The sequence below is a fragment of the Streptococcus sp. P25B114 genome, from assembly GCF_053010325.1.
The window spans coordinates 17,074-38,355 of record NZ_JBRKNW010000015.1; the positions used below are offsets into that span (position 1 = coordinate 17,074).

Consider the following 21,282-nt stretch of genomic DNA (forward strand, 5'->3'; position numbering starts at 1 on the left):
TTTTTCCTTTATGAAATTTTTGGTCAAAACTGCTATACTAGACCTATGAACGATACCATTAAACACAAGTTGGAGCTGCTTCCGGACAGTCCGGGTTGCTACCTCCACAAAAACAAGTACGGAAAGATTATCTATGTGGGCAAGGCCAAAAACCTGCGCAATCGGGTTCGGTCTTATTTTCGTGGTGCCCATGATACCAAGACAGAGGCTCTCGTAGCGGAAATTGCTGACTTCGAGTTCATCGTGACAGATTCCAATATCGAGGCCCTCTTGTTGGAAATTAATCTGATTCAGGAAAACAAGCCTCGCTATAACATCATGCTCAAGGACGACAAGTCCTATCCTTTTATCAAGATCACCAAGGAACGTCATCCAAGGCTGATCATTACTCGGCAGATTAAGAAGGATGGCGGTCAGTATTTTGGTCCCTATCCAGATGTGGGTGCGGCCAATCAGACCCTCAAGTTGTTGGATCGACTCTATCCATTTCGCAAGTGTAAATTACCTGAAAATCAGTTCTGTCTCTATTATCATTTGGGACAATGTTTGGCGCATGGCGACAATATGCCAAGTATTGCTGACTATGATAGGATGGCCAAGGAAGTAGCCCAGTTCTTGACAGGGCATGATGATAAGATTGTCACTGATTTGCAGGAAAAGATGAAGGTGGCGGCTGGTAATCTGGAATTCGAGCGGGCTGCGGAATACCGAGATGTCCTTCAATCCATTTCCACCCTGAGGACCAAGCAACGTGTGATGGCTCATGACTTGCAAAATCGAGATGTCTTTGGCTACTATGTGGACAAGGGCTGGATGTGTGTGCAGGTTTTCTTTGTTCGGCAGGGGAAACTGATTGAGCGGAATGTCAATCTCTTTCCTTACTATAATGATGCGGATGAGGATTTCTTGACCTATATCGGCCAGTTTTACAGGGACCAGCAACATTTAATACCGTCTGAGGTTTTGATACCGCAGGATATTGACCAAGAAGCAGTCGAAGCTTTGGTCGCCACAAAGGTCATCAAGCCCCAGCGTGGTGAGAAGAAGCAGCTGGTGAATTTGGCGACGAAAAATGCGCGTGTCAGTCTGGAGCAGAAGTTTAATCTGCTGGAGAAAAATCTGGAGAAAACCTACGGTGCTATTGAGAACATTGGCCAGCTTTTGGGGATTCCGACGCCGGTTCGTATCGAGGCTTTTGATAACTCCAACATCATGGGAACCAGTCCTGTGTCGGCCATGGTGGTCTTTGAAAATGGGGTGCCCAATAAGAAGGAGTACCGCAAGTACAAGATTAAGACAGTTGAGGGGCCGGATGACTATGCCTCTATGCGGGAAGTCTTGCGCCGCCGTTATAGTCGCGTCCTCAGAGAAGGCTTGGTGCCACCCGATTTGATTATCATTGACGGTGGTCAGGGACAGGTCAATGTGGCCAAGGAGATTATCGAGCATGAGTTGGGTATGACCATTCCGATTGCGGGCTTGCAGAAGAATGACAAGCACCAGACCCACGAATTGCTGTTTGGAAATCCGCTTGAAGTGGTTGAACTGCCTCGTAACTCGCAAGAATTTTTCCTCCTGCAACGCATTCAGGACGAGGTACACCGCTTTGCCATTGAGTTTCACCGTCAGGTTCGTTCGAAAAATTCTTTCTCATCAAAATTGGATGGTATTGAGGGCTTAGGACCAAAGCGCAAGCAGGCTCTGATGAAACATTTCAAATCCATTGGCAATATCCAAGCAGCAAACCTACAAGAAATCGCCGAAGCAGGTGTGCCTTATAAGGTAGCGGAGAAGGTCAAGGAGAAGTTGAACAATGAAAATTGAACGCTCTGCCATTTTATGGTAAAATAAAGGATAATGACTGTAGAAGGAGAAAGCAATGGCTTTTGGAGAAGAAAAACACAAGAAAACTTTATTTGAACGCTTTACATTATTGATTGTTATTATTATGGTGGTTGCCACGATCGCTGGTTTAATTTTCCCTGCAATCAATGCATTGATGAACTAAAAAGGCGCTTTTTAGCGTCTTTTTCAGAGAAAGATTAGGTAGATTATGAGTATGTTTTTAGATACTGCCAAGATTAAGGTCAAGGCAGGTAAGGGTGGCGACGGGATGGTTGCCTTCCGTCGTGAAAAATACGTTCCCAACGGCGGTCCGTGGGGTGGTGACGGTGGTCATGGCGGTCACGTTATTTTCAAGGTAGACGAAGGCTTACGTACCCTCATGGATTTTCGTTACAACCGCATTTTCAAGGCGGATGCCGGTGAAAAAGGTATGACCAAGGGCATGCACGGTCGTGGTGCGGAAGATTTGATTGTGCGCGTGCCGCAGGGAACAACCGTTCGTGATGCGGAGACTGGCAAGGTCATCACCGACTTGGTGGAGCACGGTCAGGAGTTCGTCATTGCCCACGGTGGTCGTGGTGGCCGTGGAAATATCCGCTTTGCCACGCCGAAAAATCCTGCGCCTGAAATTGCTGAGAATGGTGAACCTGGTGAGGAACGCAATCTGGAGTTAGAACTAAAAGTTCTGGCGGACGTTGGTCTGGTTGGTTTCCCATCTGTTGGGAAATCCACTCTCCTCAGCGTTATTACAGCTGCCAAGCCAAAAATTGGTGCCTACCATTTTACAACCATTGTACCGAATTTGGGAATGGTGCGAACTAAATCAGGCGAATCCTTTGCGGTTGCCGATCTGCCAGGCTTGATTGAGGGAGCTAGTCAAGGTGTCGGCCTGGGGACGCAATTCCTCCGTCATATTGAACGGACGCGTGTTATCTTGCACGTTTTGGACATGTCAGCCAGCGAAGGCCGTGATCCCTATGAGGACTATGTGGCCATTAACAATGAATTGGAAACCTACAATCTTCGTCTCATGGAACGTCCGCAGATTATTGTTGCCAATAAGATGGACATGCCAGATGCGGAAGAGAATTTGAAAGAATTCAAGAAGAAGCTGGTAGCCAACTATGACGAGTTTGACGAACTGCCACAGATTTTCCCGATTTCCGGTATTGCTCATCAAGGATTGGAAAACTTACTGGAGGCGACAGCAGAATTGCTTGAGAAAACGCCAGAATTCTTGCTGTATGAAGATTCTGATTTCCAAGAGGAAGAAGCTTACTATGGTTTCAATCCAGATGAGCCTGAATTTGACATCAGCCGTGCGGATGATGCCAGCTGGATCTTGTCTGGCGACAAGCTAGAAAAACTCTTTACCATGACCAATTTTGACCGCGACGAATCTGTCATGAAATTCGCCCGTCAGTTGCGTGGAATGGGTGTTGATGAAGCCCTCCGTGCGCGCGGTGCCAAGGACGGTGACACTGTCCGCATCGGTAAATTTGAATTTGAATTTGTTGATTAACGTAGCAGTTTGGCTGCAAGTTAACTTGCTAGTCAAACTACGCCAAGTCCTATGGGATCTTGGCTAGCTACCTTACTAACTACACCCAAATGGTAGTATCGCCCATTTGGGTTCCGTGTCGTAACCTGTTTAGTGGACTTTTTCAGCTGGTCTCCCAGAAACTGGACGGGACCATAAGACTGAGTGTCCCGCTATTATTCAATAATCATCAACCTGAGCTTGTGTTTCAGGACTACATTTTATTCCTCAAGGAGGTATGCAATGGGTGATAAACCAATATCCTTCAAGGATAAGGATGGAAATTTTGTTTCGGCAGCCGATGTTTGGAATGCTGAAAAATTAGAAGAGCTTTTCAATAAACTCAACCCCAATCGTAAACTTCGTTTGGAACGCGAGCGATTGGCCAAGGAAACTACGGAATCATAAAATATTACCTGCCAATATCTGTTGGCAGGTTTTTTCTTACTTCTATCTTTGTAAATTTTCTTGAAAATACTTCAACATATAAAGAAAACTTATAGGATATTTTCACAGTTTCGTTTTACATTTTCTATGTCGTGTGATACTATTGGTTCATTCCAATGGAAAGTTAAGGTATAAACAATGACATCAACATTCAATCAAATCTCTGAAACTAATCGTTCAGAATTTATCCAACGTCTATTTGACACAAATATGACAAATGAAGAAGTTGCGCCTCTTTTGTCTCTGACTGAGGAAGAAGTTGCTGTTTTGCGTTTGCAAACTGCATAAGAAATATTAAAATCATACCTTACATAGCTTTTATCAATTTTATTGGAAAAAGATGATATTATGATGAAAAATTATGCAGTTTTCTATTGACAAAAGTCTTGAAAACAGGTATGATAGTTACAAAATAAACAGTGAAAGGAAACAAGCTATGCTGAAAAAGAGTCGCATGACTATGCTTGCTCATACTTATTTCTACGGCTATTTTAGATAGTGTTTGTAGACATGGTAGACATGGATGCAAACACAAAATCGTAAGGTTTGTATCTATGTGGCTGTAGTTGTTTTGACCTGTGCCCATAGATGATACATCTAAACGGCACGCAGCATTCATCTTGTTTTCAAAATGCAGTTGAATAGTGGGGACCGTTTAGAGTGATTCTAGACGGTCTTTTTCTGGTTTGATTGCTTCATTGTATAATTATTAAAAGGAGATAAATCATGAGATTTAAAAAGTTGATTCTTAGTTCAGTGGCAGTTTTATCTGCCGTGACTCTTGCTGCTTGTAGCGCAAATGGTTCAGATGACCAGACGACAAAAGTCGGCATTATTCAATACGCAGAGCATGAGGCTTTGACCGGTGCACGTAAGGGCTTTGTGGAGGCACTTGCTGCAGCGGGTTATAAGGAAGGTGAAAACCTGACCATTGACCTGCAAAATTCGCAAGGTGACCAAGCTAACTTGCAGACCATGGTCGAGCAATTGGCTGGGAAGAATGACCTCAACTTTGCTATTGCAACACCAGCAGCTCAGGCTATGTTGAATGCTGACAGTGAGACTCCGAGCGTCTTTACAGCTGTTACAGATCCTGTTGAGGCAGGTTTGGTTGAGTCGCTTGATGCACCCGGTGGAAGTATGACGGGTTCGATAGACGCGACGGATGTAGAAGGGCAGATTGATATGTTGCTCAAAGTCGTACCGTCAGCGAAAACAGTTGGTATTTTTTATAATTCAAGCGAAGTGAATTCAGAAGTACAGGCTGAGCAAGCTAAGAAAGCTTTGGAGGCCAAGGGGGTTAAGGTTGAAGTCGCAACTGTTACGACAACAAATGATGTGCAACAGGCTATTACTTCATTAGCTGGTAAGGTCGATGCCATTTACCTGCCGACGGATAATACCGTAGCGTCAACTGCGTCAACTATTGGTGAGGTGCTCAAGGAGGCAAAAGTTCCGTCTATCGGAAGTGATGCTGCTTACTTGGAAGGGGTTCTCTTCACTTACGGTGTGGATTACCATGCAATCGGTGTTCAGGCAGGTGAATTGGCTGCCAAAATCTTGGATGGAGAAAAACCGGCTGATTTGCCTGTTCAAAAACCACAAACTGCAGCTATCGCTATCAACGAAGAAATGGCTGTAGCAGTAGGGATTGACCCAGAAACCATTAAAGCATTAGAAAAGTAAAAACGTGTAAGGTAGGGAAGAGAGAATGAAATTAGTAAAAAAATTGACAAGTGTAACCTTGCTGGGTGCAGGCTTGTTGGCTTTGGCAGCTTGTTCATCTGGCTCGGAGGAAAAATCGACAGAAGGTGCCGTTAAGGTTGGTGTCCTTCAGTACATGGAACATGAATCTTTGACGGCGGCACGCGAAGGATTTGTGGCAGAACTGGCTGATAATGGCTACAAAGAGGGTGACAAATTGGTCTTGGATTACCAAAATGCTCAGGGTGATCAGGCCAACTTGCAAACTATTTCAGAGCAATTGATTGACGGTAATGACCTTGTCTTGGCCATTGCAACACCGGCAGCGCAAAGTTTGGCAACGGTATCGACTGAAACACCGATTTTATTTACCGCGGTAACGGACCCGATTTCAGCAGACTTGGTGGAAAGCCTTGAAAAGCCGGGTGGCTTGTTGACAGGTACTTCTGATCAGGCTCCAATTGATAAGCAGGTTGAATTGTTGGGCCAAGCAGTTCCCGATGCTAAAACAGTCGGTATTCTGTATACGACGAGCGAACGCAATTCGGAAGTCCAAGTAGAACAAGCTGAGAAATTGCTCAAGGAGGCTGGCTACAAGGTTGTACTGAAAGGAATTACCAGCTCCAACGAAGTACAAGATGCGACAACGAGCTTGATGAAGGATGTGGATGCTGTATTTGTGCCAACGGACAATACTGTTGCTGCGACCATGTCTATGATTGGTGAATTGTCAGCTGAACACAAGGTTCCAGTTATCGGTGGTTCAACAGACATGGTTGACCAAGGTGGTCTTTTGACATACGGTACCAACTATGAGGCGCTTGGACGTCAGACAGCCAAAATGGCCATTAAGATTATCGAAGGCGAGAAAGTTACCGAGGTTCCTGTAGAATATCCAGAAGCGGTCAATCTTCATGTCAATGAAGAAATGGCGCAAAAACTGGGAATTGACACCTCAAAACTATCCGTTTCTGAGTAAAAAATGGGAGCATGACAGGACCTAGCATCGCTAGTCCGTTGTCATGCCCCCGCACAGTTGATTAGGGCAGGTTCGGAGCGCAAATCGCAAGTTGTTATGGCTTGCTAAGCAATCCTTATCTCCAACCTTTCACAGTTCCCTAAACTGTGAAAGCCAATCAACCACTGCGCTGAGATGTTGTATGAATAGAAGTGGGTGCTCGGCGCTTATTTAACATGAAACTTTTAAGGAGAAAATTGTGGATATAATTTTATCAAGTATATCGCAAGGGCTACTGTGGTCCATTATGGCGATAGGTGTTTACTTGACGTTTAGAATTTTAGATATTGCTGATTTGACGGCAGAAGGTGCCTATCCTCTGGGTGCTGCAGTTTGTGCGACAGGGATTGTCAATGGGCTAAATCCTCTTGTATCGACCTTCCTTGCCTTGTTTGCAGGTATGATTGCAGGATTGGTTTCTGGGCTCTTGCATACTAAAATGAAAATTCCAGCCCTGTTGACAGGTATCGTGACCTTGACAGGTTTGTATTCGATTAACCTGAAAATCCTCGGCAAAGCCAACGTTGCTCTCTTGAAACAAGTGACCTTGGTGACGCAATTGCAGGACTTAGGCTTGTCTAAGATAAATGCGGTTCTCTTGATTGGTGCGGTCTTTGTTGTGGCAGTCATTCTGCTGTTGACGCTCTTGTTCAACACGCAAATTGGGCTGGCCATTCGTTCGACAGGGGACAATATTCCCATGAGTGAGGCCAACGGTATCAATGTGGACAAGATGAAGATTTACGGCTACATGCTGTCCAATGGTCTGATAGCTCTCTGTGGTGCACTTTTGACCCAAAACAATGGCTATGCGGATTTGAACTCTGGAACAGGAACCATTGTTATCGGATTGGCATCGGTGATTATCGCAGAAGTTGTTTTGCGGAACTTGCGTTTGGGATGGCGTCTGGCATCTGTGGCTCTGGGTTCGGTTATCTATCGCTTGATTATCCTTGCGATTTTGGAAATTCCGGGCATGGATGCGGACCTTGTCAAACTCTTCTCAGCGATTTTGTTGGCAGTTGTCCTGTATGTGCCTGAATTGCAGAAGAAGCTCAATATTCGCCGTCCAAAATTAAACGGAACTGCATAGGAGGTTCAGATGAGTACAATTTTATCAATACAAAATATTCATAAGACCTTCGAGGCGGGTACAGTCAATGAGAACCATGTTCTGCGTGGTCTGTCGCTTGATGTTCAAGAAGGTGATTTTATTTCCATCATCGGTGGTAATGGAGCAGGGAAGTCAACGTTCATGAATTCACTTGCTGGTGCTTTGACGGTGGATTCTGGCGACATTTTGCTGGAAGGCAAGTCCATTAAGCATGTGCCAGCAGCTAAGCGTTCAAAAGACATTAGTCGTGTTTTCCAAGATCCGAAAATGGGAACTGCTTCTCGTTTGACCATTGAGGAAAATATGGCCATTGCCTACCGTCGTGGATTGTCTCGTGGCCTGGGTTGGGGTGTCAAAGAAAGTGAACGCGCTATCTTTAAAGAAGCTCTCAAAGAACTTGGTCTTGGACTCGAAAACCGGATGAAGGTCGACACGCAATTCCTATCGGGTGGTCAACGTCAAGCCTTGACACTCATGATGGCATCGCTGGTTAAGCCCAAAGTCCTACTTTTGGATGAGCATACGGCGGCCCTCGATCCTAAGACCAGTGATATGGTGATGGACTTGACCAAGAAAATTGTTGAAGGTCAAAAATTGACAGCCCTCATGATTACCCATAATATGGAAAATGCCATCCAGTACGGTAATCGTCTGGTCATGCTCCATCGTGGACAGATTGTTGTCGATGTCCAAGGTGAGGAGAAGAAGAACCTGACCGTGCAGCACCTCATGGACCTCTTCTATAAAAACAGTGGTGAAAAGATAGCTGATGACGAAATGATTTTGTAAAGACAGAAAAATGAGGTTGGGCATAAAGTCCAACCTCATTTTTTTTGATTATATGACTTTTAGTCCGTCACGCTCCGTAAGGTGCGTGACAAATAAACCACCCACTATGCGGGTGCGCGACGAAGGTTATACCAAAAAAACTCCAAACGCGATACAATAAAGGTGTTCAAGCCTATTGTAAAGCGAAAGGAGAAAAATATGGCGCAAAAGGCACATAGTTTATCACATACAAAGTGGCTGTGTAAATACCACATTGTCTTTACCCCTAAGTATAGACGAAAAATTATCTATAATCAATATCGAAGTAGTCTTGGAGAGATATTTCGACGATTGTGTAGTTATAAAGGTGTTGAAATTATCGAAGGTCATCTGATGCCAGACCATGTTCATATGCTTGTCTTGATACCCCCAAAACTTGCAATTTCCGATTTTATGGGATATTTGAAAAGTAAAAGTGCTCTAATGGTATTTGATAAACACGCTAATTTGAAATATAAGTACGGGAATCGTAAGTTTTGGGCTAGAGGCTACTATGTTAGTACGGTTGGGCTGAACGAAAAGACAGTTGCGAAATACATTCGCGAGCAAACAACTAATCTGGGAGATTAGTTGTTCAATGACATTGCACTTGATTCTTGAGTGTCAAAGAGTATGAAGCTCCATTTTCAGATGGCAGTTTTAGAACAAGATAAAAGCCCGTTGTTACGGGCATTAGTCAAGTAATTATAGCACTAACCTGAACGAAGTTCAGCGAACGTCTTTAGACGTCGCTGGAGAGAAACAGCTTATAGCCGGTGTACAAGCCACCCGTTCTCACGGGTGGTTATGACTTTTTATAAATGTGAATAAATATCAAAATATTAATAATTGAAAATAAATAATCGTAGTGATATAATTTGGGGTATGAGAATAGACTTTATTTAGAGTAGGGGAATCAATATGGGTAAATTATTAGCAACTCGAATGCGTAGTCGGAGAAAAGAGTTAGGCTTATCTCAGGTTGAGTTGGCTTCCGGAATTTGTGAGCAGGGACAGATTAGTAAAATCGAACGCGACATAGACTATAGTCCTGGAGCTGATGTGGTATATGCCCTAGCTAAAAAGTTGAATGTAACAATGGATTACTTTTTTGATGAGGAAATTCATGTTGAGTCAGACTTTTTGACTCAATTTCGTAGCGTGTCTAAAAAGTTTTTAGAGAGACGAGATTTTGAGTCGTTAAAATATATCTATGAGTTGGAAACTGCAAAGATGGTGAAACTACCGCTCTCAGATCAGTTATATCTTCAATGGATTGAAGCTATTGTTCTGTTTAATTATGATCACAAGCAGGATGAAGCCATAAAAAAACTTGAAACTATCTTGTCGAAATACAGTGAATATGATTGGGAATACTTGAATATTTCAAATAGTTTGTTGCATTTCTACTTCAAAACAGCCAATAACTCAAAATTTGAAGAAGTTTATAGTCATATGACTTCACTTTTTAAAAGTGTTAAGGCCCGAACGATTGAGCAGTTAGAGATATTGATTAAATGTCGGTATAACTTTTGTCGATACCTATGGTTAAACAAACAAGCAGAGAGAGCGATAAGTGAAACACTTGAAACAATTGATATTTGTCTCAAGAACAATAGTTTCTATTGTTTAGCTAATCTTTACTGCTTACTTGGAAATGTTAGTGAAGGTTTTTCAAGGACTGATAAAGTAAAAGAATACTTTGTGACCGCTCAAAATATATATCAACTTGAGAGAAATGATAAGATGGCTTTAGAAATTGAACGATTCATTAGCGAGACCTTTCAATGATATATAAAATAAAATTGTCCAAGCAACTCAGTGTTCAACGGGTTGCTTTTCTTGTACAGTCATTATAGGGTATAACACCTTTTAATTCAATCATATTTTATTCGTTTAAAAATAAAAAACAGAAAATATAAAAATATTTATAAAAATAGTTGACGAATAATATATTCAAATGATAAAATATAATCAAGAAAAAGGAAAGGGGTTGCAGATTATGAAAAAGGCAACTAAAAAGTTTATTGTCGCAGTTTTATTGGTGGGTTTATTGGTTATTGTTGGTAAACCATCTGGTAATACCACTCCAGCCCCTTTAGGCTTTGATCCAGGTGAATTATATACTGTAAATATTTAAAATAAGGATTGTACAATTTTAAATAAAGTCGACAAATATTGTCGTTGAAAGAAAGGAGAGATTCTAATGTACTAATCGAGATATTTTTGGATACTTTAAATTGTTATGTGGCTTTGTTAGAGAAATGAGGTAATCAAAATGGTTTTAAGTATTTTTGATAATATTTATCTATACTTGTCTGATAAGTATAATAAAATAGTTCGTAATCATGCACTTGTTTGGATTTTTGTCCTTTTAATCGTCCTATACTTTGCATATGCATTTTACTGCACTAGTCGAGGCTATACATTCTCTGGAATGGCTAACTTCTTTAATGGTGGTGTTAGTATTGGTTGCTACAAATAAATCTTGATGTTTGATTTTCTAGATTGTAGTTTAATTAGACAGTGAGGCGGATAAACTATGTTCTAGAGAAGAATATAGTTTATCCGCTTTTAACTTTTAGAGAGTCCAGTTCTAATTCTTCAAATTGTTAGTCATCATTTTTGGAGGTAGTATGCTTGAAGTAAAAGAATTATGTAAATCATTTGGTAGCCATTGTGTTTTAGATAGCCTATCGATAACATTTGGAAAAACAGGTATCACAGTTATTGTAGGTTTAAATGGCTCTGGAAAGACTGTTTTTCTAAATTCGGTATCAGGAATTATTCAGTACGATAGTGGTGAGGTGTTATTGGATGGTAATTCTAATGGAAGTGATACTTTCAAAAAGAACATTTTTTACATTCCTTCTGACTCCTATCTACCAGAATATTTAACTGGCAATGAATATGCAGATTTTGTCCAGTCACGATATGAAAACTCAAGTAAGTCCATCTTTTCTGAGATATCTTGCCTTTTAGATATGACTGAAGCGTTGGAAAAAGCAATAGAGTCTTACTCATTTGGTATGAAAAAGAAACTTCAAATTGCTTTGGGACTTTCATTGAATGTGGGGTATCTTCTTGCTGATGAAGTTTTTAGTGGACTAGATTTAGAAACAGTTATTCTTACCCAAGAGTTATTTGGACTGTATGCCAAGAAACACAAGGTCTTGCTCGTTTCTCATGAGCGGAATATTATAAACCAATTTTCCAATGATATCTTATTAATGAGGAAAGGGAAACTAACGGAGTTTAAGGGTACAGCAGATGAACTTTCTGAATACATCTATCAGCAAGGGAAAATTGCTGAGAAACTTCAAAAAATTAAAGAACTCATTTGATCTGGTGTCATTTTATTATAATGATGCTTTAAAAGGTTTTTTGAACAGGCCATTTTTCAAAAAAAAGAGAAATCAATTCCTCGTAGCCATTATTGGTTTTGTCCTATATTTTTGGTATTTCTTATCTAATGTCCGTGAGATTGGACGTTTAGGTGAGGGTGCTAGAGGGTTGGATTTAGAAATATTTACAGAACTAACTCGTATAACAATTATGAGTTATGTCAATATGTGCATCATTCTATCAGTTGCTCTGTTTGTTTTTGTAAATTCAATCATAACATTAACTAAAAGCTCAGTCTATATAACGAATATACTCCCTTACAGTAGAAGAGAGATATTAGTTGCTCAAAAATTATTCAAAATAGGAGTAGCATTAGCAGGTTATGAGTCGATTTTGCTCTTAGTATTCCCACTATTTGGACAATTACCTATTATCAAAGTAAGTGATCAATTGATGTTGCTATTATTGTTTCATAGTATTTTTGTAGCTATTTTTTCAATAATGGATGCATTGTATGCTATTTTTGCAAAGGTAGCGACAAAATTCGCTAAATTTTCAGTTGCTTCAGTGTTATTTGTTTTAGACATATTTTTTACCTTATTTTGTGCAACATATCTGGTATATTTCAAAATAGGTATAGACACATATGTAGGAAGAATCTCAATTGCTCTTACAGATCTAATTGTGATCATGCTTTTAATAGCTCTTATTATTCTCATTATTGTGATGTTTTTGAGTTATAAATTTACTTTAAATATTCAAGAGTATAAGAAGTTGTCCTATGGTTTGATTAGATTGCCAATGATTAAACTTAATTTGAGTACAACTTTTCCAGCTATTTATCGACATAAAAGTTTTATTCATTCATTAACATTAATCACAATTTTTTCACTTATTATTACTTACCAATTAGGTTTAAGAAGCGGATTAGAGACACTCGCTAATTTAAATTCCCTTCTGGTATTCTCTGCTATAAGCTATGCGGATGCAACAGCTAGAATTAGAAAATACTATGATTTTTATAGGGTTGGTCTGATTGAAGAAGTAATTTCATTGGTGTTGGGAGGAATAATACTATCTGCGGCGCCTTTAGTTATCGCAGTTTACCTGAAAGGATCGATGTTACCATTTTTCATGTCCATGGCAATTTATTTATGCGCTTTGATAGCGGGGCTTCTTTTTCCAACTACTCAGGGTAATCTTAACGAGACAGCATCAACAACTACCACAGTCTTTCTATCCATAGTACTCTATCTTGTTTTAAGGAATGATAATGTTTTTCTTTCATCGGCTATATTAGTAGTGTTATTACTCATACTGAGTGTATTTCTAGCAAAAGAAAGAAGGTATTGAAATGAACAAAAAATTACTCAATTACTTCAAATGGGGAAATATCGCTTATCTATTTTTAGTGGCTATTGATTTAATTGTAGAACTTTTTCAAATTAATGAAAGTGGAACAGTTTTGACACTTTTTGGAGTAAAAATTATTAGTAGAATTACTCCAAGTGAATTAAATACGACTTTTTTACTACACCATAGATTGATTATCTCCTATATTGTGACTATGGCAGTATTCTTACTAACAGGCTATCTCTTAAATAAAAGAAAATTAAGAGAGAATCCAGTATGACAGTTTGGGAAATCATAGTACAACTTCCACTAATTTTACTAACCGTGGTCGTTCATGAGCTATTACACTACTTGACTGCGTATTTCCTTGGATATAATCCTAAATTTGAATTTGAAAAATTTCTTGTTCCCTCAGTGAAGTTTTTAAATAAGGGCAGAGATATTGATAATTTTATGATAGCATTAGTTGCTCCTGTTGGTATGGTACTGATTGGACTTCTAATACCAGATAATAATGCTTTTTTGGCTTTAGCAAGAATAGTTTGTTTCTTGAATGTTTTACACATTTTTCCGTTTTGTACAGATGGGCAAGTTATTCTATTATCATTACTGAATATAGTGAGAAAAGGAGGAAAGGCATGAAGAGATTCTTTAAAATTATGCTAGTTGGTGTTGCAGTGTTAGTGTGCTTCATAGTAGGATATCAATGGGCTATAGGTGCTGATAAGGCTCCTGAATATAATACGAATACAGCACAATTTATTCATGAAGAACCAGAGAGTGTAATCAATAAAATCGAAGATGGAGAAGAAGGGATTTATTACTTTGGTTTTGCAGCATGTCCTTGGTGCGTAGAATTAATTCCGATTCTAGATGATGCGTTGGTGACAACTAATCAGAAGGCTTATGTTGTAGATACAAGAAGTAAAGGTTTCACAGATACTCTTCGTAGTCGATTGAAAAAAGTATATGAGAAACATCATGATGATGAACTATCTGTCCCATTTTTAGTAGTTATTGCAGAGGATGGTTCAGTTCAAACACACGTAGGAACAGTAGAAAACCATGATGCTCACAAGGAAAAACTAACGGACGGGCAGAAAAAGGAGTTAAAACAATTATTAGTGGGCATGCTTCAATGAACGTATATTTGATTATCATGTTGCAATTGTTAATTTTAGTATAAAATGAAATGAAGACTTTGTTATGACGAAAAGCATTAAAAAGATTACTGGAATTGTAGGAAAGCGCCTATGATATACAAAACCATCCATTTCATAAGAAAACTGTCCCTATCCTACATTGTTTTAAAGACGAGACGGTGACGTGGCATTAGTTAGAATTTCAGGATTTTAGAACTTGTCTGACTCAGTGATTCAGCATGGAGTTCACTAAAATATAAGAAAAAATACATTGAGGTCATGCTCGATGTATTTTTGGGCTCTTTGTCACTGTAGTGGGTTGATGTCAGCTAACACCTAGAGAGGACGAACTTCGTTCTCTCTTTCTTTATCTCTTTCTTGTTTTTAGGAGGTAAGCTGAAAAGGGCTCTTCCCAGCCCTTTTCACTGCTCAAAGCAATTAAAATCCGTTTTTTAAAGTTTTCATCTTCCTGAAACCAAAGGCATTTCTCTTAATGTCTTTGATGAGATTATTGGTAGCTTCCAGTTTGGCGTTTGAATAAGGCAATTCTAGTGCATTCAAAACCTTGTCTTTATCCTTTAGAAATGTCTTAAATACCGTCTGGAAAATAGGATTAACAGTGGCTATTTCTTGTTCAATTAGGTCAAAGAAATGGTCTGAGTTCTTCTCTTGGAAATGAAATAAGAGAAGCTGATAGAGTTCATAGTGCTGTCGTAGTTCCTCGGAGAAAGACAGGAGTTTTTCTAGGATTTCCTTGTTAGTCAAATGCATTCGAAACATAGGGCGATAAAATCGTTTATCGCTGAGTTTACGGCTAACTTGTTGAAATAAATCAGTCCGGTGGACTGATTTAGCCTGAGCCTAGAAATAAGAAAGCGAGGTTTCCAGTAGCGTTTCAAGGCTCTGTATTCCTGCGATGTTCTGTCGAATTGATTCATAATTTGAATACGAATACGGTTCATAGCACGGCTAAGGTGTTGCACGATATGAAAGCGGTCGAGTACGATTTTTGCATTGGGGAGTGAAACAGTCTGGGAATAGACTGTTTCAGCCTGAGCTTAGAAATTGGAGAGCGAAGGGGTTAGCCACTACAGAAATTATAGAGCCAAAAATAGACTACTGATTTCATGCAAGTCAGTAGTCTTTTTCTTATAGTTGTAGAAATTCCAGCATTTCTTCCATTGGGATTTGATGGATGGCTGCCTGGCCTAATTGTGGTACGATGACAAGTTTGATAGTTTTACCTCGTGCTTTTTTATCTCGTGTCAAGGCAGCGTATAGCTGGTCTACATTCCAAGGTTGGTGAGCAGTTGGCAAGCCGAATTTTTCACACATGGCGATGATTTTTTCAGTGATACCAGCTGGCATGAGTCCTTTTTTCTCAGCTACACGTGCAATCTGTACCATACCGATGGCAACAGCTTCACCGTGCATGACTTGGCCGTAACCAGCGGTCGCTTCAATAGCATGTCCAATCGTGTGACCGAAGTTGAGGTAGAGTCTGACACCGTTGTCTAATTCATCTTCGACAACAACCTTGCGTTTGACTTCACAGGAGTGGTAGATGATATAGCCAGCATGCTCCAGAATGCTCTCGACAGATCCGTCTAATTGGTCTAGGGTTTCCCAGAGCTCCACATCATCTATTAAGCCGTATTTGACAACCTCACCCATGCCTTCAATCAATTCACGTTTGCCCAAGGTTTCTAGGGTGTTAGGGTCAATGAGAACGCCATCAGGTTGGCAGAAGGTACCGACCATGTTTTTGGCAAAGGGAGTGTTGACACCCGTTTTGCCCCCGATAGACGAATCAACCTGAGCGGTCAGGCTAGTTGGGACTTGGAGGAAATGAATGCCCCGCATATAGGTTGAGGCCACAAAGCCAGCCAAATCACCTACGACACCGCCACCAAGGGCTAAGATGCCGTCACTTCGGGTCATGCCTTCTTGAACAAGAAACTCATAGGCTTGGTTGACCGTGTCCAGATTTTTGGATGCTTCACCTTCTGGAAAGGCAAATGTGATGGTTTCAAAACCAGCTTTTTCAAGACTAGCTCTGGCCGTTTCCAGATAGAGTGAGGCAACATGGTCATCCGTAATAATCGCAATTTTTTGTGGCTTCCAGAGTGAGCTTGCCCAAGCACCGACCTGCGCTAAGCTTCCTTTTTCGATGAGAATATCGTAGGGATTTTGGGGAAGATTGACAGTTAGTTTCATGCTGTGTCCTCTCTAGTTGATGTCATATTTTTCGACTAATTGTTTCCAAATCAAGTCCGTCGGCATTTCTTTGCCTGTCCAAGACTCAAAAGCCTCAGCAGCTTGAAAGAGTAACATACCCAAACCATTGATGCTTGGAATGCCTTGTTCCTTGGCTAGTTTGAGTAAGGGCGTCTCAAAAGGTTGGTAAATCACATCTGCCACTAAACTGTTTTTTGGAAATGCAATGGTTTCCTGAATTGGCAGAGACTGACCATCCATGCCGACGCTGGTTCCGTTGACGAGCAAGTCAGACTTTGTAACATGCTCCTGAACCAAGTCCTGGTTGTCAATCGGCAATACCTGAATGGAGCTACCAGTTGCTTGGACAATACGGTCAGCAGTAGTTTGTGTTCTGTCCAGACTTTGTTGGCGACAGAAAATGCTGATTTCCTTGGCACTGTCCAAAGCAGCTTGGGCAATAATAGCCGTAGAAGCACCGCCTCCGCCCAGAATGGTGAGACTTTTGTTTGCCACATGGAAATTCAGTTGTTTTTCCAAACTCTTGAAAAATCCGATGCCGTCTGTATTGTGCCCAATCAATTGGCCATGGCGGTGAATGACCGTATTGACCGCGCCGATTAAGCGAGCAGACTCTGTCAATTCGTCTAGGTAGGGAATAACCGCCTGCTTGTAGGGCATGGAGAGATTGATACCAAACATGTCGTAGCGCTTAATGTTGTCAAGTGTGACTGGTAGGTCTTGCTCTGCTATTTCCCAAGCCACGTAGACCCCATTGACCCCAGTTTCTTCAAAGGCAAGATTGTGAATGAAGGGAGAAATGGAGTGTTTAATGGGTTTGGCTACCACAGCAGCCAGACGAGTATAGCCGTTAATCGTCATGTGAGACCTCCCAAGTGTATCAGTAGATTAGAGGGTTTCATGGATTTCACGAATCAGTGCTTCAGTTTTATCCCAACCAAGGCAAGGGTCGGTAATGGATTTACCAAAGGTTTCTGGGCTATCCTGACGACCGTCTTCCAAGTAGGATTCAATCATAAAGCCACGAACATACTTGCGAATATCGTCGTTCCAATCGCGGTTAATCAGGGTTTGACGGACAATGCGGATTTGTTCCAAATAATTTTTACCAGAATTATCGTGGTTGGTATCAATGATAATAAATGGATTAGCCAAACCGAATTGTTTGTAGAGGTCAATGGTTTCCAAGAGATTATCGTAGTAGTAGTTTGGCAGGTATTTGCCACTTTCTGTCACTGCACCACGCAGGATAACATGAGCCAGCGGATTTCCAGATGTTTCAACCTCTGTGTTGTTGAAGAGGAAGGACTGCTTTTTCTGAGCCGCGAAAATACCGTTAAACATGACCTTGAGGTTACCAGATGTAGGGTTTTTCAAGCCAGTTGGCACATCAATTCCAGACGCCACAAAACGGTGTTGCTGATTTTCAACCGAACGGGCACCAACGGCAATATAAGATACCAAATCATCAACAAGTGGCAGGTTTTCGGGATAAAGCATCTCGTCGGCCGTCGTCAAACCAGTCTCGGTAATGACACGGTAGTGGAGGTTGCGGACAGCCTTGATACCGTTGATGAGACTAGGTGCTGCATCGGTCTTGGGCTGGTGCATGAGACCCTTGTAGCCGTCGCCGTTGGTACGGGGCTTAGCCGTGTAGACACGCATGACCATAAAGATTTTGTCCTTGACTTCTTCTTGAAGCTTGGCTAAACGATGAGCATAGTCTAGAACAGCTTCTTCATTGTCAGAAGAGCAAGGTCCGATGACCAAGAGCAGACGGTCGTCTTCGCCTTTTAAAATAGCCTCTAACTCACGGTCGCGCGCTCCTTTTTTGGCTAAGGTTTCTGGGGATAATTTTGAATGGTCTCTTACATCCTGAATATCAATTTTTTCGCTAATTGGTGTAAACACTAGATAATCTCCTTGATTGATAAAATTTCTTTTTATTATACCATGAAAGCAGCTATTATTAAAACCATATCTATGTTTTTCGAAAAATTTACAGTAAATTCTGAAAATTTTATCAAATATAGGTATTTTCAAAGATAAAATGGCATAAAAATCTGAAAATATTCTGCAAATGTGGTAGAATGAAAGGGAAACTATGTGAGGTATGGAAATGAAATTAAGAACAAATGCAAGAGCCTTAGAAGGTACGATACGCGTTCCGGGTGATAAATCCATCAGCCACCGTTCCATTATTTTTGGATCCTTGGCAAAAGGCGTAACTCGTGTTCATGATATTTTGCGTGGTGAGGATGTCCTCTCGACCATGCAGGTTTTTCGTGATTTAGGCGTGACGATTGAGGATAATGGGGATGTGGTTGAGGTTCACGGTGTTGGCTTTGATGGCTTGCAGGCTCCTAAAAATGCCCTTGATATGGGGAATTCAGGGACATCTATTCGTTTGATTTCAGGTGTCTTGGCTGGTCAAGAGTTTGAAGCGACCATGTTTGGCGATGATTCGCTGTCAAAGCGTCCTATGGATCGTGTGACGGTGCCGCTCAGCCAAATGGGTGTAACCGTTTCTGGTCAGACAGACCGTGATTTGCCACCTTTGACCATCAAAGGTACCAAGTCCCTCAAGCCGATTTCCTATCAATTGCCAGTAGCATCTGCTCAGGTAAAATCTGCTCTCTTATTTGCAGCTTTGCAGGCAGAAGGTGAGTCTGTTATTATCGAAAAAGAAATCACTCGTAACCACACGGAGGATATGATTGTCCAATTTGGGGGTCATTTGTCTGTTGATGGCAAGGAGATCCGTATCACAGGTGGGCAGGAATTTACAGCGCAAGAAATTGTTGTCCCTGGAGATATTTCCAGTGCGGCCTTCTGGTTGGTGGCTGGACTAGTTGTGCCTGGTTCAAAAATTACCCTTGAAAACGTCGGCGTCAATGAAACACGGACGGGGATTTTGGACGTCATCAAGGCTATGGGTGGCAAGATGACCTTGTCCAATGTGGATGAGATTGCCAAATCAGCGACCATTACGGTTGAGTATTCTAGCTTGCAGGGAACGGAGATTGCTGGTGATTTGATTCCGCGCTTAATTGACGAATTGCCGATTATTGCTCTCTTGGCGACGCAAGCCAATGGCACAACTATTATTCGCGATGCTGAGGAGTTGAAGGTTAAGGAAACAGACCGTATTCAAGTGGTGGCAGATGCCTTGAATAGCATGGGAGCTAAGATTGAGCCGACTGCTGATGGTATGATTATCGAGGGCCCAACGCCTTTGCACGGTGCGACGGTTAATACCTTTGGCGACCACCGTATTGGTATGATGACAGCTATCGCAGCCCTCTTGGCACAAGATGGCGAGGTTGTTCTTGAGCGCGCTGAGGCCATTAATACCAGCTACCCAGCCTTCTTTGACCATCTTGAAAGTCTAGAAAAATAAGCTCAGTAAGGAGGAGAGAGAATGCCAATCGTATTACTTGGTTTTATGGGAGTTGGAAAGACCACGACTGCTAAACTCTTGGATATGCCACTCTATGACATGGACCAAATCATGGAAGAACGGATTGGCATGTCCATTGCGGATTTCTTCCAATCAGAGGGTGAAGATGCCTTTCGCCAGTTGGAAACCCAAGTCTTGGAAGAGTTGATGGACTTGCCCAATGATTACTTGGTTTCAACGGGCGGTGGTGTGGTCAAATCCGCCAAAAACAGGGAGATTTTGCTCAAAAATAAACCCAATAATGTTCTTTTGACTGCCTCCTTTCCAGTGGCATATGAGCGGATTAATCAAGATCATCAGTCGCAACGTCCCTTATTTTTACAGCACAGCCGAGAGGAGTTTGAGGCCATTTACCAAGAACGAATGGCTTTATATGAAGGACTAGCTGACCTGGTCATTGACACAGACCAACTCAGTCCGGAACAAGTAGCAAGGAAGATTCTATGCAAGTAGCTTATTTGGGCCCGCGGGGGTCCTTTACTCACCAAGTTGCCCAGCAGGCCTTTCCGGAGGCGGATTTGCAGGCTTTTGGTACCATTACGGAGGTCGTCAAGGCCTATGAGACTGGCTTGGTGACCTATTCGGTTATTCCGGTTGAGAATTCGATTGAAGGTAGTGTTCACGAGACCATTGACTACCTTTTTCATCAGGCGGAAATCCATGCGGTGGCAGAAGTGGTTCAGCCCATCGCCCAGCAATTGCTAGCGACGACGCCTCATAAGGAAATCGAGGTCATCTATTCTCATCCGCAGGCCATTGCGCAGGGGAAAAAATATGTTCAGGAGCATTTTCCGAAGGCTCGTTTGGAGTTGACAGCAAGCACGGCCTACGCAGCCCGATTTGTAGCGGAGCATGCGGATCAGCCTTTTGCGGCTATTGCACCGCACGCTGCGGCTGAAGAGTACGGCCTGCAGGTCATTGCCCAAGACATCCAAGAAATCGCGGAGAATTTCACTCGTTTTTGGATTTTGGGACATACTGCGCCTGAATTGGGATTGCGGAAAACAGATCGGAAGGTTTCTTTGGCCCTGACGCTACCAGATAATCTGCCAGGTGCCCTCTATAAGGCTATGTCGGTCTTTTCGTGGAGAGGAATCGGTTTGACCAAGATTGAAAGTCGGCCGCTGAAAACGGCGCTGGGTGAGTATTTCTTTATCTTAGATATTGAGAATAATTCAGATGAATTAGTTGGCTATTCTTTGGAGGAATTGAAAAGTTTAGGGATTTTTTATAAGATTTTAGGAAATTATAAGGTTTATAGTGTGTAAT

At 41.6% G+C, this 21,282-nt stretch carries 22 protein-coding genes and 2 pseudogenes; 20 read left to right on the top strand and 4 right to left on the bottom strand.

Annotated features, from left to right (window positions below; genetic code table 11):
* Positions 1-45: 45 nt before the first annotated feature.
* From uvrC to ACVC7T_RS08170, 17 genes and pseudogenes are all read left to right on the top strand, one after another.
* Entirely contained in the window at positions 46-1,824 is a 1,779-nt protein-coding gene (uvrC, locus tag ACVC7T_RS08090; RefSeq protein ID WP_105161307.1) for an excinuclease ABC subunit UvrC, read from the top strand.
* Positions 1,825-1,879: 55 nt separating this feature from the next.
* On the top strand, positions 1,880-2,008 hold the full coding sequence (locus ACVC7T_RS08095) for a DUF4044 domain-containing protein (RefSeq protein WP_105137515.1): 129 nt from the start codon (positions 1,880-1,882) through the stop codon (positions 2,006-2,008).
* A gap of 45 nt (positions 2,009-2,053) precedes the next feature.
* Entirely contained in the window at positions 2,054-3,367 is a 1,314-nt protein-coding gene (gene obgE, locus ACVC7T_RS08100) for a GTPase ObgE (protein ID WP_105110837.1), read from the top strand.
* A gap of 261 nt (positions 3,368-3,628) precedes the next feature.
* A complete protein-coding gene (locus tag ACVC7T_RS08105) occupies positions 3,629-3,793 on the top strand; it encodes a hypothetical protein (RefSeq protein WP_105101249.1) in 165 nt (54 codons plus the stop codon).
* 177 nt (positions 3,794-3,970) lie between these two features.
* Entirely contained in the window at positions 3,971-4,120 is a 150-nt protein-coding gene (locus ACVC7T_RS08110; protein ID WP_161497988.1) for a hypothetical protein, read from the top strand.
* Positions 4,121-4,558: 438 nt separating this feature from the next.
* Entirely contained in the window at positions 4,559-5,518 is a 960-nt protein-coding gene (locus ACVC7T_RS08115; RefSeq protein WP_105110838.1) for an ABC transporter substrate-binding protein, read from the top strand.
* Between the two features lie 25 nt (positions 5,519-5,543).
* On the top strand, positions 5,544-6,515 hold the full coding sequence (locus ACVC7T_RS08120; protein ID WP_105160470.1) for an ABC transporter substrate-binding protein: 972 nt from the start codon (positions 5,544-5,546) through the stop codon (positions 6,513-6,515).
* A 238-nt stretch (positions 6,516-6,753) separates the two neighbouring features.
* Entirely contained in the window at positions 6,754-7,647 is an 894-nt protein-coding gene (locus tag ACVC7T_RS08125) for an ABC transporter permease (protein WP_105160469.1), read from the top strand.
* A 9-nt stretch (positions 7,648-7,656) separates the two neighbouring features.
* Positions 7,657-8,457, top strand: coding sequence for an ABC transporter ATP-binding protein (locus ACVC7T_RS08130; protein ID WP_105160468.1), 801 nt, complete (start codon positions 7,657-7,659; stop codon positions 8,455-8,457).
* 198 nt (positions 8,458-8,655) lie between these two features.
* Positions 8,656-9,149, top strand: a pseudogene (tnpA, locus tag ACVC7T_RS08135) (IS200/IS605 family transposase).
* 247 nt (positions 9,150-9,396) lie between these two features.
* A complete protein-coding gene (locus ACVC7T_RS08140) occupies positions 9,397-10,266 on the top strand; it encodes a helix-turn-helix domain-containing protein (protein WP_105110843.1) in 870 nt (289 codons plus the stop codon).
* Between the two features lie 169 nt (positions 10,267-10,435).
* Positions 10,436-10,615: a hypothetical protein gene (locus ACVC7T_RS08145; protein WP_153047868.1), complete on the top strand. Its 180-nt coding sequence runs from the start codon at positions 10,436-10,438 to the stop codon at positions 10,613-10,615.
* Positions 10,616-11,111: 496 nt separating this feature from the next.
* On the top strand, positions 11,112-11,819 hold the full coding sequence (locus tag ACVC7T_RS08150; protein WP_002940085.1) for an ATP-binding cassette domain-containing protein: 708 nt from the start codon (positions 11,112-11,114) through the stop codon (positions 11,817-11,819).
* A complete protein-coding gene (locus ACVC7T_RS08155) occupies positions 11,746-13,173 on the top strand; it encodes a hypothetical protein (RefSeq protein WP_238143428.1) in 1,428 nt (475 codons plus the stop codon). The genes ACVC7T_RS08150 and ACVC7T_RS08155 overlap by 74 nt, the downstream gene beginning before the upstream one ends.
* 1 nt (position 13,174) lies before the next feature.
* Positions 13,175-13,453 carry a hypothetical protein gene (locus tag ACVC7T_RS08160; protein WP_105110846.1) on the top strand — a complete coding sequence of 93 codons (279 nt, stop codon included), beginning with the start codon at positions 13,175-13,177 and terminating at the stop codon, positions 13,451-13,453.
* On the top strand, positions 13,450-13,815 hold the full coding sequence (locus tag ACVC7T_RS08165) for a metalloprotease family protein (RefSeq protein WP_105110847.1): 366 nt from the start codon (positions 13,450-13,452) through the stop codon (positions 13,813-13,815). Before ACVC7T_RS08160 ends, ACVC7T_RS08165 begins: the two co-directional genes overlap by 4 nt.
* Positions 13,812-14,315: a transporter gene (locus ACVC7T_RS08170; protein ID WP_105110848.1), complete on the top strand. Its 504-nt coding sequence runs from the start codon at positions 13,812-13,814 to the stop codon at positions 14,313-14,315. Before ACVC7T_RS08165 ends, ACVC7T_RS08170 begins: the two co-directional genes overlap by 4 nt.
* 329 nt (positions 14,316-14,644) lie before the next feature.
* Here ACVC7T_RS08170 and ACVC7T_RS08175 read toward each other — a convergent pair.
* From ACVC7T_RS08175 to ACVC7T_RS08190, 4 genes and pseudogenes are all read right to left on the bottom strand, one after another.
* Positions 14,645-15,334: pseudogene (locus tag ACVC7T_RS08175) on the bottom strand (transposase); the annotation flags it as partial.
* Positions 15,335-15,464: 130 nt separating this feature from the next.
* Positions 15,465-16,532, bottom strand: a complete 1,068-nt coding sequence (gene aroB, locus ACVC7T_RS08180) for a 3-dehydroquinate synthase (protein WP_105160467.1) — start codon at positions 16,530-16,532, stop codon at positions 15,465-15,467.
* A gap of 12 nt (positions 16,533-16,544) precedes the next feature.
* Positions 16,545-17,414 (bottom strand): shikimate dehydrogenase, encoded by an 870-nt coding sequence (locus tag ACVC7T_RS08185; protein ID WP_105160466.1) that lies wholly within the window; start codon positions 17,412-17,414, stop codon positions 16,545-16,547.
* A 27-nt stretch (positions 17,415-17,441) separates the two neighbouring features.
* Positions 17,442-18,464: a 3-deoxy-7-phosphoheptulonate synthase gene (locus ACVC7T_RS08190; protein WP_447262767.1), complete on the bottom strand. Its 1,023-nt coding sequence runs from the start codon at positions 18,462-18,464 to the stop codon at positions 17,442-17,444.
* A gap of 208 nt (positions 18,465-18,672) precedes the next feature.
* Between ACVC7T_RS08190 and aroA the strand changes: the two genes are divergently transcribed.
* Genes aroA through pheA form a run of 3 tightly spaced genes read left to right on the top strand, consistent with a single transcriptional unit; the run spans position 18,673 to position 21,281 of the window.
* A complete protein-coding gene (gene aroA / locus ACVC7T_RS08195) occupies positions 18,673-19,953 on the top strand; it encodes a 3-phosphoshikimate 1-carboxyvinyltransferase (protein WP_394733850.1) in 1,281 nt (426 codons plus the stop codon).
* Positions 19,954-19,974: 21 nt separating this feature from the next.
* Positions 19,975-20,466, top strand: a complete 492-nt coding sequence (locus ACVC7T_RS08200) for a shikimate kinase (protein ID WP_394731315.1) — start codon at positions 19,975-19,977, stop codon at positions 20,464-20,466.
* Positions 20,457-21,281, top strand: a complete 825-nt coding sequence (gene pheA / locus ACVC7T_RS08205) for a prephenate dehydratase (RefSeq protein ID WP_105122515.1) — start codon at positions 20,457-20,459, stop codon at positions 21,279-21,281. Before ACVC7T_RS08200 ends, pheA begins: the two co-directional genes overlap by 10 nt.
* The last annotated feature ends 1 nt before the right edge of the window (position 21,282 follow it).

Excerpts from the sequence above, each read along its gene's own strand:
- uvrC (WP_105161307.1), top strand. The coding sequence starts at position 46 with ATGAACGATACCATTAAACACAAGTTGGAGCTGCTTCCGGACAGTCCG.
- ACVC7T_RS08095 (WP_105137515.1), top strand. The coding sequence starts at position 1,880 with ATGGCTTTTGGAGAAGAAAAACACAAGAAAACTTTATTTGAACGCTTT.
- obgE (WP_105110837.1), top strand. The coding sequence starts at position 2,054 with ATGAGTATGTTTTTAGATACTGCCAAGATTAAGGTCAAGGCAGGTAAG.
- ACVC7T_RS08105 (WP_105101249.1), top strand. The coding sequence starts at position 3,629 with ATGGGTGATAAACCAATATCCTTCAAGGATAAGGATGGAAATTTTGTT.
- ACVC7T_RS08110 (WP_161497988.1), top strand. The coding sequence starts at position 3,971 with ATGACATCAACATTCAATCAAATCTCTGAAACTAATCGTTCAGAATTT.
- ACVC7T_RS08115 (WP_105110838.1), top strand. The coding sequence starts at position 4,559 with ATGAGATTTAAAAAGTTGATTCTTAGTTCAGTGGCAGTTTTATCTGCC.
- ACVC7T_RS08120 (WP_105160470.1), top strand. The coding sequence starts at position 5,544 with ATGAAATTAGTAAAAAAATTGACAAGTGTAACCTTGCTGGGTGCAGGC.
- ACVC7T_RS08130 (WP_105160468.1), top strand. The coding sequence starts at position 7,657 with ATGAGTACAATTTTATCAATACAAAATATTCATAAGACCTTCGAGGCG.
- ACVC7T_RS08140 (WP_105110843.1), top strand. The coding sequence starts at position 9,397 with ATGGGTAAATTATTAGCAACTCGAATGCGTAGTCGGAGAAAAGAGTTA.
- ACVC7T_RS08145 (WP_153047868.1), top strand. The coding sequence starts at position 10,436 with ATGATAAAATATAATCAAGAAAAAGGAAAGGGGTTGCAGATTATGAAA.
- ACVC7T_RS08150 (WP_002940085.1), top strand. The coding sequence starts at position 11,112 with ATGCTTGAAGTAAAAGAATTATGTAAATCATTTGGTAGCCATTGTGTT.
- ACVC7T_RS08155 (WP_238143428.1), top strand. The coding sequence starts at position 11,746 with ATGAACTTTCTGAATACATCTATCAGCAAGGGAAAATTGCTGAGAAAC.
- ACVC7T_RS08160 (WP_105110846.1), top strand. The coding sequence starts at position 13,175 with ATGAACAAAAAATTACTCAATTACTTCAAATGGGGAAATATCGCTTAT.
- ACVC7T_RS08165 (WP_105110847.1), top strand. The coding sequence starts at position 13,450 with ATGACAGTTTGGGAAATCATAGTACAACTTCCACTAATTTTACTAACC.
- ACVC7T_RS08170 (WP_105110848.1), top strand. The coding sequence starts at position 13,812 with ATGAAGAGATTCTTTAAAATTATGCTAGTTGGTGTTGCAGTGTTAGTG.
- aroB (WP_105160467.1), bottom strand. The coding sequence starts at position 16,532 with ATGAAACTAACTGTCAATCTTCCCCAAAATCCCTACGATATTCTCATC.
- ACVC7T_RS08185 (WP_105160466.1), bottom strand. The coding sequence starts at position 17,414 with ATGACGATTAACGGCTATACTCGTCTGGCTGCTGTGGTAGCCAAACCC.
- aroA (WP_394733850.1), top strand. The coding sequence starts at position 18,673 with ATGAAATTAAGAACAAATGCAAGAGCCTTAGAAGGTACGATACGCGTT.
- ACVC7T_RS08200 (WP_394731315.1), top strand. The coding sequence starts at position 19,975 with ATGCCAATCGTATTACTTGGTTTTATGGGAGTTGGAAAGACCACGACT.
- pheA (WP_105122515.1), top strand. The coding sequence starts at position 20,457 with ATGCAAGTAGCTTATTTGGGCCCGCGGGGGTCCTTTACTCACCAAGTT.